This is a genomic window from Streptomyces sp. NPDC054757, from assembly GCF_053612185.1.
The window spans coordinates 16169-31518 of the sequence record NZ_JBSHBW010000001.1 but is presented as its reverse complement, the minus strand read 5'-3'; the positions used below and the strand labels follow the sequence as shown (position 1 = coordinate 31518).

The 15350-nt window shown below is 71.1% G+C and carries 13 protein-coding genes; 2 read left to right on the top strand and 11 right to left on the bottom strand.

The features are described from left to right. Window positions 1-13 precede the first annotated feature (13 nt). The 8 genes from ACWGKJ_RS00135 to eccD all read right to left on the bottom strand — a co-directional run bounded on the left by ACWGKJ_RS00135 (window position 14) and on the right by eccD (window position 7245). Window positions 14-343 carry a hypothetical protein gene (locus ACWGKJ_RS00135; RefSeq protein ID WP_385018868.1) on the bottom strand — a complete coding sequence of 110 codons (330 nt, stop codon included), beginning with the start codon at window positions 341-343 and terminating at the stop codon, window positions 14-16. Beyond that, window positions 336-833 carry a YbaB/EbfC family nucleoid-associated protein gene (locus ACWGKJ_RS00130; protein ID WP_385018870.1) on the bottom strand — a complete coding sequence of 166 codons (498 nt, stop codon included), beginning with the start codon at window positions 831-833 and terminating at the stop codon, window positions 336-338. The genes ACWGKJ_RS00135 and ACWGKJ_RS00130 overlap by 8 nt, the downstream gene beginning before the upstream one ends. Continuing rightward, window positions 833-2899: a hypothetical protein gene (locus ACWGKJ_RS00125; protein WP_385018872.1), complete on the bottom strand. Its 2067-nt coding sequence runs from the start codon at window positions 2897-2899 to the stop codon at window positions 833-835. Before ACWGKJ_RS00125 ends, ACWGKJ_RS00130 begins: the two co-directional genes overlap by 1 nt. 130 nt (window positions 2900-3029) lie before the next feature. Then, on the bottom strand, window positions 3030-3467 hold the full coding sequence (locus ACWGKJ_RS00120) for a hypothetical protein (RefSeq protein WP_385018874.1): 438 nt from the start codon (window positions 3465-3467) through the stop codon (window positions 3030-3032). A gap of 2 nt (window positions 3468-3469) precedes the next feature. After that, window positions 3470-3754: a WXG100 family type VII secretion target gene (locus tag ACWGKJ_RS00115; RefSeq protein ID WP_385018876.1), complete on the bottom strand. Its 285-nt coding sequence runs from the start codon at window positions 3752-3754 to the stop codon at window positions 3470-3472. A 69-nt stretch (window positions 3755-3823) separates the two neighbouring features. After that, window positions 3824-4171: a hypothetical protein gene (locus tag ACWGKJ_RS00110; protein WP_385018878.1), complete on the bottom strand. Its 348-nt coding sequence runs from the start codon at window positions 4169-4171 to the stop codon at window positions 3824-3826. Window positions 4172-4280: 109 nt separating this feature from the next. Next, on the bottom strand, window positions 4281-5783 hold the full coding sequence (gene eccB, locus ACWGKJ_RS00105) for a type VII secretion protein EccB (protein WP_385018880.1): 1503 nt from the start codon (window positions 5781-5783) through the stop codon (window positions 4281-4283). Between the two features lie 73 nt (window positions 5784-5856). Further along, complete coding sequence (gene eccD, locus ACWGKJ_RS00100; RefSeq protein ID WP_385018882.1) at window positions 5857-7245, bottom strand: type VII secretion integral membrane protein EccD; 1389 nt, start codon at window positions 7243-7245, stop codon at window positions 5857-5859. 216 nt (window positions 7246-7461) lie between these two features. Between eccD and eccCa the strand changes: the two genes are divergently transcribed. Further along, a complete protein-coding gene (eccCa, locus tag ACWGKJ_RS00095) occupies window positions 7462-11493 on the top strand; it encodes a type VII secretion protein EccCa (protein ID WP_385018884.1) in 4032 nt (1343 codons plus the stop codon). 172 nt (window positions 11494-11665) lie between these two features. On the opposite strand, the gene ACWGKJ_RS00090 is transcribed toward eccCa, so the two are convergent. Beyond that, complete coding sequence (locus ACWGKJ_RS00090; RefSeq protein ID WP_385018886.1) at window positions 11666-12250, bottom strand: TetR/AcrR family transcriptional regulator; 585 nt, start codon at window positions 12248-12250, stop codon at window positions 11666-11668. A gap of 145 nt (window positions 12251-12395) precedes the next feature. Here ACWGKJ_RS00090 and ACWGKJ_RS00085 point away from each other — a divergent pair, with 145 nt between their 5' ends. Next, the gene (locus ACWGKJ_RS00085) at window positions 12396-13130 is read left to right on the top strand and encodes an SDR family oxidoreductase (protein WP_385018888.1); all 735 of its coding nucleotides are present in this window, start codon (window positions 12396-12398) and stop codon (window positions 13128-13130) included. 54 nt (window positions 13131-13184) lie between these two features. Here the strand turns inward: ACWGKJ_RS00085 and ACWGKJ_RS00080 are convergent, their stop codons facing one another. Both ACWGKJ_RS00080 and ACWGKJ_RS00075 read right to left on the bottom strand, forming a co-directional pair. Next, window positions 13185-13595, bottom strand: coding sequence for a DUF3592 domain-containing protein (locus ACWGKJ_RS00080; protein WP_385018890.1), 411 nt, complete (start codon window positions 13593-13595; stop codon window positions 13185-13187). A 143-nt stretch (window positions 13596-13738) separates the two neighbouring features. Continuing rightward, entirely contained in the window at window positions 13739-14953 is a 1215-nt protein-coding gene (locus ACWGKJ_RS00075) for a S8 family serine peptidase (RefSeq protein ID WP_385018892.1), read from the bottom strand. Window positions 14954-15350 lie beyond the last annotated feature (397 nt).

Genomic DNA, 15350 nt, shown 5'->3' with positions numbered 1-15350 from the left:
CCGTGCAGCCTCATTATGTGGTGGAGTCGCTCTGCCAGCTGTTCGCGAGGGCCTTGGCCTCGTCCTCGACCCGGTCGAACAGGCCCATCACGTCGGACCCCGTGTACCCGACCTGGTTGACCAGGGTCTTGAGCATGGTCAGCAGGTCGTGCAGATGGGTCATACCGGGGTCGATGGTCTTGTGGTACTGCTTGGCGATGTCGTCGTCCTTGCCGCCGCCATCGAGATTGATCTTGTCGATCTGATCCAGGTAGTCGCCGATCTGCTTGATCAGCGTCCCGATCTGCGGGTACTGCGCGAACTGCTGCTTGAGCTGGTCGACCGTGGTGATCTGCTCAGCCATCGGCCGTACCGCCCTTGCCCCTGGCCGCGGTGGACCGGCCGGCGCCCTTGCCCGTGCCGTTCCGGCCGGTGTCCGGTGTGTTGTCCGTACCCGCCGGTCCTGCCGGGCTCGGCCACATCTCCCGCAACGGGCCCATCAGATCGTCCAGTTCCGAGCCGCCCGTCATCGACTTGCGCAGGGCGGCGCCCGCCCCCTGGAACGGCGAAGCGGTCTCGCGGACCTTCTGCCCGGCCTGCTCCCTGGCCTGCCCGATGACCTCGACCAGCGCCGCGCCCAGCTCGGCCGGCGCCATGTCGCGGTAGCCGTCCGTATGGAACTTGATCTCCCGTACGTCGCCCTGGGCTCCCGCGACGACCGTCACCATCCGGTCCTTCGACTGCACGGTGACGGTGTACTCCGCCAGCTCACGCTGGGCCGCGATGAGGGAATCGCGGTGCTCCTGGAGCTTGCCCATCATCTCGTTGAGCTGTGACTGAAATCCGGAATCCATCAGCCGATCACTCCTGGTGTCGCTTCCTGGGACGTACCCCAGGTCTCTTCGTCCTCCGCCAGCCAGGTGCGGCGCTCGCGGTCCCGCCCGCCGCCCCCGCCGCCTCCGCCGCCACCCATGGGCGGCATCATCGGCTGGCCGTTGGACGACGTACGGTTCATCGCCGATGACTCCCTGACCGCGGTCTCGGCGGCGAGATCGGGCTCATTGGCCGAGGTGCGGCGGACGCGCTCGGAGAGCGAGGTCTTGGGGTCGCCGAGGCTCCGGCTGTTGGGGAGCCGCTCGTTGACCCGGGGCGGCCCCTCCTCCAGGTTCAGCTTGTTCCTGCCGCCGCCTCCGGCCTTGAACTCGTTGCCGGTCTCGGTACGAGCCTGACCGCGGACGTGGGAGAGAGCCTTCTGGTAGGCATTCTCCTGCGCGACCTCCTGAGCCTCCTGCGCCTTCCGCTGCTTCAACTGCTGCTGCTGGTTGAGCTGCTGCAGCTTCTGCTGCCTTTCCTGCAGCTCCTGCTGGTCCTTCAGCTGCTGCTGCTGGTTGAGTTTCTGCTGCTTGAGCTGCTTCTCCTGCAGTTCTTGCTGTTCTTTCAGCTGCTGCTTGCTGTTGCTGCCGCTGTTGCCGTTCACGTAGCTGTTGCTGCCGATGTGGGAGTTCGGCGGCGCTATGAGGGGCTTCTTGTCGGGACCCAGCAGCAGCTTGCCGTCGGGCCCGGTGATCGTGCGGTCCTTGTTGATGTGGGACCCGGGCGGGATCTGGGTTTCGTTGCCCTTCGAGTCCTTGATCGACTGGTTGTTATTGTCGAGCAGTGTGTTGTTCGCGCCGGTGTTGTTGCCGCCGATGTTCGGGGGGCCGTTCGTCTTCGACTGCGGCGGCGGGGGCGGGACGTTGGAATCGGTCTTCGGCGGCCCGGTGACCTTCGAGGTCGGGGGCGGCGGGGGCTGCTTCTTGTCGTCGTTGCCGCCGGGAGGCGCGTCGCCGTTGCCGGGAGGGGCGTCGGTGTCGTTGCCGCCGCCCGGCGGTGGGACGTCACCCGGCGGCTTGTCGCCGTTGTTCGTGTTGTTCCCGGGGGGCTTCGGCGCGTCGAGGTCGCGGTAGGGCGGCGCGGGGAGGGCGCTCGACGGGAGCATTGCGATGGCTGTCTGGTACTGCGAGTCCAACTTTGCCAGAGAGTCGTTGGCGCTGGTGTCCAGCGGGGACAGCGCGCCCTGCCAGGTCTCCTTCGACAGCTGCTCCAGCGCGGTCCAGAATCCCGGCTGCGTCGGATCTCCGAATCCAGGTACGTTGAGACTGGGGCTTCCCGACGCGTCGAAGTCGAGCTTCACGGTGCTGAGGGCATTGAAGAACAGGCCGCCGACATGGTTGTACGGCTGGGCGAATGGGCCTGTGATGTAGCTGCTGTGCGCGTTGTTCAGCTGGTTCAGCGTGCTCAGCAGCGTGGTACGCGCATCGTCGAGGGCACGCGGGATGTCCCCTTTGTTCGTTACTTCCGTGTGGAGGTAGGCGATCTGATGCTGTACGGCCACGAGGGCCCGCCTGAGGGCCCCGGCCGCCGTGCCCTGCATCTCGGAGTCCGGCACATTGATGTCTTTGACCCAGGACTTGAGTTCGTTCTCCGCATCGGTCAGATGGGTGAGCATCCCTGTCAGCATCGAGCTTGCCGAGTCGAAACTGCCCAGGCTGACTGAGGTGTTGCCGAGCAGGGTGTTCAACGGGGGCCCGATGATGTCGACGGGTTCGTTCAGGAACTTGTACAGCGCGCTGTCCTTGCTCGAGTCCAGGGCGCCGGGCGCCAGTTTGAACCCGATCTGGTACGTGTAGTCCGTGGTGGTCTGCCCGCCGCTCCCCGTGGTGGTGGGCTGAACGTAGTTGGTCCTGCTCCAGCCCTGCGACCAGGCGAAGTCATAGCCGCTGGGAGTACCTGCATTGCGGGAGGCCATGGGATTGACCAGGTGATCGGCCTCGAACCAGGGGGCCGCGGTCACGGCGCTGCGGTTGGTCACCGTGCCCTGGCCGGCGCCCTCTTTGGCGGCGATGACGGCGAGCGCGTCCTCCCACTTCCGGTCAGCCATGGCGGGCTCCTTACGGGTGCTGTGCGGACGGTTGAGCAGTGCGGAGGGAGGCTGAGGAGCCGTACAGGCGCCGGGTGGGCCGGCACCGCCCGGCGCTGGCGTCGAGCGGTGCCGTTGCGGCGCACCGGAGTTACGGGGCGGGGTTGGGCGGAGGGCTGCCGCCGAAGTCCGTGAGGGCTTGCTGCAACTCCATGTTCATCTCCGCCGCCGTCAGGGCGGCGCCGTCCTCGCTGTTCTGGAGAATGGTGTCGACGGTCGCCATGTCCATCGAGAGGTGGTTGAAGCCGTTCCCGAGGGCGTCCACGTGCGTCTTCAGGCTGGAGCAGAGTGTAGCGAACAGCCTTTGCAGAACTGCGTCCGTGCCCAGGGTGCCCGAGCCCGAGAGGATTGCCTTGCCGGAGCCCTTTCCATCCGTGGCCGAGAACCCGCTCAGCACCGTGTAATCGGGCGTAGCCGTGAGCATGGCCGCGATCTTGTCGACCCTCGCTTTGGCCTCGCCCTTGAGCCAGCCCTCGGTCACCTTGAAGGTGCCGCTGTCCCCGCCGTCGTCGCCATCGTCCTTGGCCATGGTCAGAACATCCCTGAGCCGCGCTTGTCACCCTCGACCTGGCCGTCGACCATCTCCTTCAGGGACTGCGCACCCGTGCCGAACTGGGCGTTCATCGTCTCGATGGCGGTGTTGGCCTGGTTCTGGAAGTCCGTGTACACGGTGGCGGTCTGACCGGAGAAGGACGCCTTGAGGGGGCCGAGCTGACTGAGCAGTTCCTGGAGCGCGTTCACCATGTCCGTGTTGGCCTTGACCATGTCGTCGATGGCCGCGTTGGCGCGCTGGACTTCGAGTGTGACGTCCGCCATGTCCGGTCGTCCTTTCGGGAGGTGGGGAAGGGAGGGGGAGGCAGTGCTGGTGAGCGAACCGGCCGAGGATCAGCCGGAGAGGGCCTGGTAGTAGCCGCTGCCGCCGCCGTCCCACGCGCTCGCGTACTGGGAGGCGTCCATCTCACTGGTGTTGTGGATGGAGTCGGCCGCCACCAGTGAGGCGTGCAGCGCGTCGACCTTGCCCTTGACGTCGTTGTAAGCCTGCATCCACTGCTGGAGCTTGCCGCTGAAGATGCTGGACGAGTCGGCGACGTAGGCCATCCGCACGTCGTCGTGGATCGCCGACACCGTCGCGCCCGCACGGGCCATGGTGGCCACGTGGTTCTCCAGAGCGGCGCGGGCCTTGTCGACGTCGACTTGCTGCCGGTTGAACAGTCCAGGCGTGCTGTCACCCATGGTCGGCCTCATTCCCATCAGGATTCGGACATGTGTCGCCACGATACTCATCAGAAGTGCTCAACTGACCCTGCCGGAACAACATTTGATCTTCACTTGAGCTTTGGCGTCAATTGTTGACGCATAGTTCATTGGTTTGTTTCCCGGTGTCTGCGACTCTTTCGCTCCCGGCGCCTTTCGCGGCGGATTGCCCGTCCCGTACGATTCCGCCCCGCGCCAGTGCCTGCGGATCGAGGGCGGGCCCGGCCGGCAGCAGGTCCAACAGCGGCGCGGGCAGCCGTACCGCGTCGCCCGCCGGGTAACCGAGTTGCTTGAGGGCGTCGTCGTCGGGCACCGGGAACGCGGCGCCCGCATCGGTGACCAGGTAGCGGGTGGAGCCGGTCCCGGCCGTGGAGTGGGCCGTCACGAGGGCGCCCGCGCCCGGTCGCACCCAGACCCGGTCCGCCGTCAGGCACCCCGCCCGCACGCCGGGTTCGGTGTCCGGCGCCCCGCCCGGCACCTGCGCCGCGGCGACCAGCGCCACGGTCGTGGTGTGCCCGGAGCCACTGGAAGCCACCCGCGCGCACACGTCCTGACCTGCGGCGGCCGGCACCGCATGCGGCGCGGTGGCGGGCAGGTCGGCGGCGAGCGACGCACCGGCCGAGGCCGGGACCTGGTGGGCGGCCAGGTCGGCCGGCCCCACCGCGCGTTCACGTACCGCTCCGCCGCCGTACGCCTGCGCCTGGGTGCGCGGGTCGCCCAGCAGCAGCCGGTGCAGGGTGTCGGTCAGCGGTACGAGCCCGTCCTGGCGCAGCAGATAGTGCTGGCCGCCGTCGGCGGTGAACAGCTGGCCGGTCCGGCTCGCCGCCCCCGCCAGCCGCGGGCCTGCCCCACCCCGGCCGGGCACCGCGGGAGCCGTCAGGTCGGGCCCGGCGGCGAGCGACGCGAGGAAGGCGTCGCCGACCGGGTACGGGGCGATGCCCGCCCAGCCGAGCGCCGCGGCCCCGCCGTGCTTCGTGTCGACCGCGAACCTCCGTCCCTGCCAGAGGATTTGGACTCCGCCACTGGGTGAGGACACCAGCACGCCGTCGTGCGCGCCCAGTCCGTTGCCGCCAGGCTCCGCGCCGATCACCACGGAGGTGACCGTGCCGGTGGCGCCGGTCCCGGTGTCCTTGCGGCCCGCGCACACCGACCAGGTGCCCCGGTCGAGCGAGCCCTTCGGCAGCCCGTCCGGGGCGCCCACGATGCCGAGCGGCGTCCCGCGCGGGGTGTCCCCGATGGAGGCCGCCGCGACCTGCTGGACGGTCATCTTGTCCCCGGCCAGCAGCCGCGCCGACGCCTCGTTCAGTACGGGGTGCAGCGTGCCGCCGACATAGACGTAACGGGCCCCCGAGTCCTTGACCACCACGAGCGCCCCGTCGGTGCGCCAGGACGTCGCGCCGCCCGGTGAGATCAGCCCGTACAACGTCGTGACCAGCGCGGCCAGAGCGGCGGCCAGCAGCCCCCACATGATGCCGCGCCAGGTACGGGCGGTCGGTGTGTCCGCCGCGTCCGGTTCGGCGCGCTGCATGCCGGAGGAGAGCCGGCCCATGACGAACATATGGGCCTGGACCTGGTCACGCCTGGACTGCATGCACGTTCCTCACTGGGCTCACTACCTCACTGGGCTCACTACGGGTTTCACGGATCTCATTGCCGGTGGGCTGTCAGCCCCAGATGCCGCGCAGCGTGCCGAACACCCCGGCCAGCAGCAGCGCGAGCGGCAGCAGCACGAGTGCGGCCAGGCTGTGCAGGATGTCGGCCGCGCGCCCCCAGTAAGGCACCAGCCTGCGGCCGGGCACGGTCCAGGCGGCGATCATCGCTGCCGCGGCGGCGGCCGTCAGGATGCCGGTGACCTCCAGCCGTCCCGGCAGGCCGGTGCCGACCGCGTCCGTGCAGGCCGCGAGCGCCAGGGCGTACGCCCCCGGCACCGCCAGGAGCAGCCGCTGCCAGGCACCGCCGACGGTCCGGGTGTGCAGGAGCAGCAGGACGCCGAGCGCCACCCCGAGGGCCGGCGCGGGCCAGCCGTCCGATGCGGGGCCGGTGAGCAGCGCTGTGACACAGCCGGCCAGGATCAGCCCCAGCGCCGCTGAACAGCCGGTGGCGTACGCGTCGGCCAGCCGGGCGCGCACCCGGACCCGTTCGGCCTCGAAGGGCTCGATGCCCTCCTGGAGTTCGTCGGCGCTGGACGGCAGCGGCGGCAGCCGCAGCCCCGCGAGCCGGAAGGCCAGACCCGGTACGAAACTCCCGGTGGCGACCGCGCCCACCGCCAGATATCCGGCCGTGTGCGACAGCGGCACACCGGACGCGCAGACCATGCCGCCGACCGCGGTGAACAGGGCGACGGTGAAGGCGCCGAGGAACAGCGGAGCGAACGCGCCGACCGCGGCCAGCGCGAGGACCGCGGCGCCCGCCGCTGCCGCGCCGCCCGCCAGCAGCCGGGGCCCGAACACGTCCTCACCGTGCGCGGCGGTGGGCAACAGCGCGCCCGCCAGCGCCAGATACGGCACAGCCATCAGCCCGAGAGCGGCGCCGGCCCCCGCGTCCCCGACGGCACGCGACGCGGCCGTGGCCCCGGCGAGCAGCAGTACGGCGAGTACGGCGGCCGCGCCGGCCCGCCAGCCGACGGGGCCCGGCAGTACGACCGTGAACAGGGCGGCGGTCAGCCCGGCCACGGCCAGACCGATCAGCAGCCTTCTGGTCAGTTCGGGGCGCCAGGTGTCGGGCCGGGCCCGCAGCGTCTCGCCGATGCCGTCGACCAGATCGTCGAAGTCGACTTCGGGAAGTGACTCGTGACGGGCCCGCAGGTACAGCGTCTCGCCGTCGCGCAGCTCCAGCGACTGCGGTGTCCCCTCCTCGTCCAGGGGCGCGGCGCCCAGCCGCTGGAGGGTCCAGCCGCCGTGGGACGAGCCCTTCTCGTGCAGATCTCCGCCCGCGTACTCGACGAGGACGGGGACGAGATCGGCGAGCGGTACGTCGACCGGGACGCCCAACTCATAGGAATTTTCGGGCGCTCTTACAGTTATTCGGCACAATCCGACGGTGGTGTCGCTCACGGCGTTTCGATTCTCTCCCGTCCGGGGGTGCGGGTCGACCCGGGAACGGGGCGAACACTATCGTGAGTTCGAACCGATCATCGGATCAACCATTCCGCTCACAAAGCCGGATGGCCGATGAAATTGTTCTGCGGCACAACAAACAACTGTTCCTTACCCGCCCATTGACTCCCGGGTAATTCGACTGTTTCCTTGAACGAGGAAGGCCCAGCCCTCTTGAGCACCGTCACGTTCCGGCGCCCGCCGCGCCGGCCGGGCCCGCAGCTGCCGCAGGGCGAGCTGACCCTCCAGGAACCGCCCGCACTGCCCGAGTCCCAGGGCGCCATGGGCGGCGTCGTCACGTATCTGCCCATGGCGCTCAGCTCGCTCGGCATGGTGCTGATCTTCATCAGGCCCGGTGAGAGCAGCGGCGTACTGATGTGGGTCGCCATCGGGATGATGCTGCTGTCCGCCGTCGGCATGCTGGTCAGCCAGTTCATCCGCGCCGCCGGTGACCGCAAACGGCGGCTGCGCGGTGAGCGGCGCGACTACCTGCGCTACCTCGCCACCAGCCGCCGCCGCATCCGCAAGGCCATCGACGAGCAGCGGCGCGCCGACGCCTGGCACCACCCGGAGCCCGGCTCGCTCCTCTCGCTGGCGCGCGGCGGCCGGCTCTGGGAGCGCCGCACCACCCACGAGGACTTCGCGGAGGTCCGGGTCGCCACCGGCACCCGTCAGCTCGCACTGACCCTCAACCCGCTCTCCACCAAGCCCGTCGAGGACCTCGAACCGCTCTGCGCCCACGCGCTGCGGCGCTTCATCCGGGCCTACTCGACGGTGCCGGGACAGCCGATCGCGGTCCGGCTGCGCTCCTTCGCCCGGGTGGTCCTGCTGTCCGGCGGCGCGAACGCGTCCGGCGGCGCGGACCCGGCGAGCGGCACCGGGGAAGCCGCGGCGTCCGAACGGAATCTGGAGACGGCGCGCGGCGCTGCCCGCTCCATCGTCGGCCAGCTCGCCGTCCTGCACGCCCCGGAGGACCTCGCCGTGGTGGTCGTCGCCGACGGCGGCGCGCTCCCCGGCTGGGAGTGGGTGAAGTGGCTGCCGCACGCCCAGCACCAGTCCGACTCCGACGGCGCGGGCACCGCCCGGCTGGTCGCGGAAGCCGTCTCCGAGCTCGAACCGCTCCTCGGTGAGGAGTTCGGCGGGCGTCCGCCCTTCGAGCCGGGCGCCGAGCCGAGCCGCGACGAGCCGTACACCGTGATCGTTCTGGACACCGCCGCGGTCCCCGCCGGGGCCCGTATCGCCGAGCACGGCTACCGCAATGCACTGGTCATCGACGTGCGCGGAGCCCTCGACGGAGCCCCCGCGCGCGGCTCACTGCGCTTCCGGGTCACCCCCGGCGACCTCGCCATGCTCACCACCGACCCCGACGGCAAGGCCACCGAGACCTCCATCGGACGCCCCGAGACCCTCGGCCCGCACGCGGCCCGCGCGCTGGCCTCAGCCGTGGCCCCCTACCGGCTCGGCGCCACCGCCCGCTCCGAGCAGCCGCTCCAGGAGGACCAGGAGCTGACCGGCCTGCTCGGCATCCACGATCTGCACTCCGCCGACCTCACCAGGCTGCACGAGCGGCGCGCGCCCGGCGACCGGCTGCGCGTCCCCATCGGCCTGGCCGCCGACGGCAGCCAGGTCACCCTGGACATCAAGGAGTCGGCGCAGGGCGGCATGGGCCCGCACGGCATGCTCATCGGCGCGACCGGGTCAGGAAAGTCCGAGCTGCTGCGCACCCTGGTGCTCGGCCTCGCGCTCACCCACTCCTCCGAGACGCTCAACTTCGTACTCGTCGACTTCAAGGGCGGCGCGACCTTCCTCGGCCTCGACCGGCTGCCGCACACCTCGGCCGTCATCACCAACCTGGCCGACGAGACCGCGCTCGTGGAGCGCATGCGGGATGCCCTGCACGGCGAACTGATGCGCCGCCAGGAGCTGTTGCGCAAGGCGGGCAACTACGCGTCCCTGCTGGAGTACGAGAAGGCCCGCGAGACCGGCGCCGACCTCGCGCCGCTGCCCACGCTCTTCGTCGTCGTGGACGAGTTCAGTGAACTCCTCGCCGCGCACCGCGACTTCCTCGACCTGTTCGTGATGATCGGACGGCTCGGCCGCAGCCTCGGCGTCCATCTGCTGCTCGCCTCGCAGCGCCTGGACGAGGGCCGCATCCACCAGCTGGAGTCGCACCTCTCCTACCGGGTCGGGCTGCGTACCTTCTCCGCGATGGAGAGCCGGGGCGTGCTCGGCGTTCCCGACGCGTACGAGCTGCCGCCCCAGCCGGGAAGCGGCCTGCTGAAGAACGACGTCGGCACGCTCACCCGGTTCAAGGCCGCCTTCGTCTCCGGGCCCTACCGGGTCGTGCGCCCCGCCGTACGCCAGGCGGTCGTCGCCGGGCAGGTCGTGCCGTTCCACGCGGGCTGGGTCGCCCCACGTCAACTGCCGAGGAACGAACCGGAGTCGGCCGAGCCCGGCGCGGGCCCGGCCGAGGAGGCCGCCGCCAGCCTGCTCACCATCGCCGTCGAACGGCTTGAGGAGTCGGGCCCCCACGCCCACCAGGTGTGGCTGCCCCCGCTCACCGAACCGCCCACGCTCGACCTGCTGCTGCCCCCGCCGGGCTCGGCCGGTCCGCGCCGCCCGCTGACCGTGCCGGTCGGCATCGTGGACCGCCCGTTCGACCAGCGGCGCGACGAGCTGACCGCCGATCTGTCGGGTGCGGGCGGACACGTCGGCATCGCGGGCGGCCCGCAGAGCGGCAAGAGCACCCTGGTCCGTACGCTCATCACCGCCATCGCCCGCACGCACACCCCGCGCGAGGTGCAGTTCTACTGTCTGGACCTGGGCGGCGGCGCGCTCGCCGTGCTCTCCGGCCTCCCGCACGTCGGCGGTGTCACCGGCCGTCTCGACCCGGAGCGGCTGCTCCGTACGGTCGCCGAGATCACCGCGCTGATCGCCCGCCGCGAGCGGCAGTTCGCCGAGCACGGCCTCGGCTCCATGGCCGACTTCCGGCGCAGGCGCGCGGCCGGTGAGTTCGCCGACGACGCGTACGGCGACGTCTTCCTCGTCGTGGACGGCTGGAACACGGTCCGCCAGGACTTCATGGACCTGGTGCCCACCTTCACGCTCATCGCGTCCCGCGGACTCAACTTCGGCGTCCACCTGATCATCGCCGCCACCCGCTGGGGCGAGATCGGCAGCGCCCTGCGCGACCAGCTCGGCACCCGCTTCGAGCTGCGGCTCGGTGACCCCGTCGACTCCGCGATCAACATGCGGGCCGCCGCGACCGTACCGAAGTCCCCCGGCCGCGGACTCACCGACGAACGGCTCCACTTCCTGGCCGCGCTGCCCAGGATCGACGGGGACCCCGCCGTCGACACCCTCTCGGACGGAGTGGACGCACTGGTCCGCGAGACGGCCGCCGGGTGGGACGGCCCCGAGGCCCCGCCCGTACGGATGCTGCCGCTCACCCTGCCCGCGTCCGAACTGCCCGCACCTGACGGCGACCTGCGCGTCCCGATCGGTGTGCGGGACGTCCAGCTGGACGCATTCCGGCACGACTTCGAGGAGCACCCGCACCTGGTCGTGGTCGGGGACGCCGAATCGGGCAAGACCAACCTGCTCGCGATGGTCTGCGACGCCGTCACCCGGCGCTACGGTCCCGCCGAGGCCCGTGTCATGGTCACCGACTACCGCCGCCGCCTCGCGGGCGCCGTACCGGAGGCGCACCGCCTCGGATACGCGGTGGGGCCAGCCCAGTTGCAGGAGATGGTCGCAGGCTCCGCCCGCGCCATGGCCGACCGGGTGCCCGGCCCGGACATCGCACCGGAGCGGCTGGCGAAGCGCGACTGGTGGAAGGGCCCGCGGCTGTTCGTCGTCATCGACGACTACGAGCTGATCGGCAGCGGCGGACCCGACGCGTTCGCCCCGCTGCTGCCGTATCTCGCGCAGGGCACCGAGGTGGGGCTGCACATCGTCGTGGCCCGCAGCGCCAACGGCGCGTCCCGCTCGATGATGACGGACCAGCTGCTGCGCCGGCTCGTCGAGGCCAACACCCCCGTCCTGCAACTGTCCTGCCCGCCCGCCGAGGGGCAGATCGTCGCCGGTACGAAGCCCCGCCTGCTCCCGCCCGGACGCGGTCTGTACATCACGCGCCGCAACACGGTGCAGGTGCAGACGGCGCTGCGCGACGAGCGGGCGGAGCAGGAAGCGGGGAAGCAGAAGTAGGCGGAAGCAAACGGAACGGGGGCCGAGGCGGAGCCGACCGCGAAGTGCGTCGCCGCGATCCGGACGGGCACAGTGCAAGGACCCCGAACCGCGCGGTCTGACGGTCGCGGATCTCCCTTGCCGATGACTACGAGTGGAAGTGAGCGGCGAAGCAGGCCCCCGGTTCGTACCGTCAGCTTCCGGGGAGCTGCCGCGGTTTCAGCCCGTCCAGGATGAGGTCGAGAAGGCGTTCGGCCTGGTCCCGTTGCTCGGGTTTCGCCGAAGTGAGGGCGATTCCGGCGAGGGCGGCGAACATGTCGGCCGGGCGGATGTCGGAGCGCAGGGTGCCGGCGGTGGTACCGGCTTCCATGAGGGCGGTGATGGCGGCCTCGATCATGTCGCGGCTGTGGCCGTACGGGTCGCCCCCCGAGGCGACGACGGCTCGCAGGGCTTCGGCCATGCCGAGTTTCGCGGTGACGTAGTCGATGAAGCGGCGTGTCCAGGCGTGCAGGGCCTCAGGTGGCGGCATCGTCGCCAAGAGTTCGGGGGCGGCGTCGCACAGCCGCTCCACTTCGTTGCGGTAGGCCGCCTCGATCAGGATCTCCCGGGTCGGGAAGTTGCGGTAGAGCGTGCCGGTTCCGACGCCGGCCTCCCTGGCGATGCGTTCGAGGTGGGCGTCCAGCCCCTCTTCGGTGAACACCCGCACGGCTGTGGCCAGGATCTTGTCCCGGTTGCGCTGTGCGTCAGCCCTCAGTGGGCGTCCTGTATCCCGTGCCATCGACGGCTCGCTCCCTCGTGCCTGTTTGCGAAGTGGAGGGGCGCCCACTTACAGTGCGACTAACTGGCGGAGCCTCCAATTCCACTGTAGACGCTGTGGACAGTGCGCTGCGCCCCTGCCCATTTTCGGAGCTTCGGAGGATCTCGTGTCGGGAATCGAAGGCAAGGTCGTGGTGATTACGGGCGCCAGCAGCGGGATCGGTGAGGCGACCGCGCTGCTGCTGGCCGAGCGGGGAGCGAGGGTGGTGCTTGGCGCACGCCGGCCCGAGCGTCTTGAGGCGCTGGTCGCCCGCATCGAGAAGGCCGGCGGCCAGGCCGTCCACGCACGCACGGACGTGAAGCGCCGGGAGGACCTGTCCAGCCTGGTCGCGCTGGCCTGCGACCAATACGGCAGGATCGACGTGCTCGTCAGTAACGCCGGGGTCGGTCTGATCTCCCCGCTGGACGAACTGCGCGTCGAGGACTGGGAGGAGATGATCGATGTCAACCTCAAAGGTGTCCTGTACGGGATCGCCGCGGCGCTGCCTGTCTTCCGGGAGCAGGGCTCCGGGCACTTCGTGAACACCGTCTCCACCGCCGGTCTGCGCATCGTGCCGCTCCAGTCGGTGTACGCCGGCACCAAGAACGCCGTACGCACCATCTCCGAGGGGCTGCGCCAGGAGGCCGGGGGCAGTCTGCGTGTCACCGTCGTCTCGCCCGGGTTCACGCGCACGGAGTTCTCGGATTCCATGGCTCCTGAGATGAGGGCCGAAGCCCTCGACCGCATGGGCGACATCGCCATCCCGCCGGACGCCATCGCACGCGCGATCGCCTTCGCCATCGAGCAGCCGGACAGTGTCGACGTGGGCGACATCGTCGTCCGCCCCACAGCGCAGAACTAGGGCCTGTACGGCCGGAAACGGGGCACGTACGGCCGTTCTGGACTGGACGCTCCGTCACGCCACCGTCGACAGCAGTATCCGCAGGCCCATCACGAAGATCACAGCTCCGAAGACACAGAAGACGACCATGCTGCCGCCGCCGGAGTAGCCGTCGATGGCCATCCGCTGCGGCTTGGCCGGGTCGTAGAGGATGGTGACCGGCGTGCCGGGGCGGAGGCTGGTCCTCCTGCTCTTCCCGAGCGAGGACCTGACCTCCATCGGCCGTCCGTTGCCGGTCCGGTACCGCACCACCGGGTGGTAGCTCGTCCCGCTTTCACCGGAACTCCGGGCCAGCCGGACGACAGTGCCGCAGGCCCGTGCCCCGTGGCGCCGCAGCCAACGCGTCCTGAACAGGATCGTGCCGCCGACGGCCCCGAAGAGCAGGCCGAACGCCATGATGGATATCGCCCCTTGTTCAGGACCCATGAATTCTCATCTCCCTCGGCTGCGTGCCACACGGATCGACCGGACGGGGCCTTCCGTCTCACCGGGGAAGGACGCGGGACCGGAAGGCGCGGTTCTCCGGCACCACGGTGCCGCCGCCGCGGCCGTGCTCCATGACGCCCGGGTCAGACCCCCGCGCGCCAGCCGCGGCGCCGTGCGCGGGGCAGCACCACCGCGAAGAACGCCGTCAGCGCGATGAGCCCCGCCGCGCCACCGGCCACCGCTACCGCGCCCGTGTGGGCGCTGTGCCCGGTGGCGGCCGCGAGCTGCGGCGCGGGCTCGGGCCGCGCGGGTCGGGGCGCGGACGTGGGCAGCACAGCCGTCACCGCGCCCGCCGGATCGACCGTTCCCGCGCCCGTCAGCGCACGGTCGGTCGCCGCCCCCGGGTACGCCGTCGACGTCAGCCGGTCGGTGAGCTGCCGGGTGGTCAGGCCGGGACGGTAACTGTCCACCAGCGCGGCCGTACCGGCCACGAAACCCGTCGCCAGGTCGGCCCCGCTGCCGCTGAAGTGCCCGCTGCCGCCCGGCCCGATGCTCATGAGGCTGGTGCCGGGGGCGGCGATACCGGGGGCCGTCGCGGGCGCGGCCTTCTGGTCGGGGCCGCCCCCGGGAGCGAGCCCGGCGACGGCCAGCACGCCGGGCAGCGCTGCCGGATAGGCGGCCGGGGCCGCGGCCCCCGACTCGTTGCTCATCCCGTACGCCGGGGCCACGACCAGTACGTTGTGCCGCACGGCATCCCGGACGGCGGAGGTGAGCGAGGCGCTGCCGCGGTTCAGCGCGAGCGGCACATCCACCACCCGGGCCCCACCGGCCACCGCCGCCCGGATGCCGGCCGCCACATGGTCGGCGCCGGCGGAGCCGTCCTTACCGGTCACCCGGACCGCCAGGATCTTCGCCGCGGGCGCCACCCCGGCGAAGCCGACGCCGGGCTTCTGCGCGGCCGCGACGATCCCGGCCACGAACGTGCCGTGCCCGACGCAGTCCTTCCCCGCCGTCCCGCCCGACACGACATCGGGCCCCGCCTTCACCCGTCCGGCCAGCGCGGGCACCCCGCTGGCATCCACCCCGGTGTCGACCACGGCGACGGTCACCCCGTCGCCGCGCGCCGATGACCAGGCCCGGGAGGGCGCGATGTACCGCTGGGGCCAGGGCGTCAGGTCGGAGTGCTTCTTCGACGGCCGGACACAGCCGCCCGCAGTGGGCGGGGCGGAGGAGACGGCGGGCAGCGTCGGGGAGTCGTCGGCCGCGGCGGGCGCGGCCGCCCCCGCGACGGTGGCCGCACCCGCGAGGAGTACGACGAGGGCGGCTGCGGCCGGGAGTTGTACGGGGCGGGGCGGCATGCCCATGATCCTATCGACCGGCCCGGGCGCACCGACACCCTTCACCCTTCACCGCCGCCCCGCAGCGGGCAGCCGGCCACCGGGCCCGGCACCACGACGCACCAGCACCACCAAGCGCCGGCACAGCCAAGCCCCTGGCACCGCCAAACCCATGGCACCGCGAAGCCCTCGGCACCGCGAAGCCCTCAGACCGCGAAGCCCTCAGACCACCACGCCTTCGGCACAGCCAAGCCCCTGGCACCGTGAAGGCCCCGGCACCGCGAAGCCCTCGGCACCGCGAAGCCCTCAGACCGCGAAGCCCTCAGACCACCACGCCCTCAGACCACCACGCCCTCAGACCACCACGCCCTCGGCACCGCCAAACCCATGGCACCGCGAAGCCCCCGGCACCGCCAAG

Bases quoted from the DNA above. Each gene is read 5' to 3' on its own strand.
- ACWGKJ_RS00075 (WP_385018892.1), bottom strand. From the start codon at position 14,953: ATGCCGCCCCGCCCCGTACAACTCCCGGCCGCAGCCGCCCTCGTCGTA.
- ACWGKJ_RS00090 (WP_385018886.1), bottom strand. From the start codon at position 12,250: ATGGCACGGGATACAGGACGCCCACTGAGGGCTGACGCACAGCGCAAC.
- ACWGKJ_RS00115 (WP_385018876.1), bottom strand. From the start codon at position 3,754: ATGGCGGACGTCACACTCGAAGTCCAGCGCGCCAACGCGGCCATCGAC.
- ACWGKJ_RS00120 (WP_385018874.1), bottom strand. From the start codon at position 3,467: ATGGCCAAGGACGATGGCGACGACGGCGGGGACAGCGGCACCTTCAAG.
- ACWGKJ_RS00130 (WP_385018870.1), bottom strand. From the start codon at position 833: ATGGATTCCGGATTTCAGTCACAGCTCAACGAGATGATGGGCAAGCTC.
- ACWGKJ_RS00080 (WP_385018890.1), bottom strand. From the start codon at position 13,595: ATGGGTCCTGAACAAGGGGCGATATCCATCATGGCGTTCGGCCTGCTC.
- ACWGKJ_RS00110 (WP_385018878.1), bottom strand. From the start codon at position 4,171: ATGGGTGACAGCACGCCTGGACTGTTCAACCGGCAGCAAGTCGACGTC.
- ACWGKJ_RS00125 (WP_385018872.1), bottom strand. From the start codon at position 2,899: ATGGCTGACCGGAAGTGGGAGGACGCGCTCGCCGTCATCGCCGCCAAA.
- eccB (WP_385018880.1), bottom strand. From the start codon at position 5,783: ATGCAGTCCAGGCGTGACCAGGTCCAGGCCCATATGTTCGTCATGGGC.
- ACWGKJ_RS00135 (WP_385018868.1), bottom strand. From the start codon at position 343: ATGGCTGAGCAGATCACCACGGTCGACCAGCTCAAGCAGCAGTTCGCG.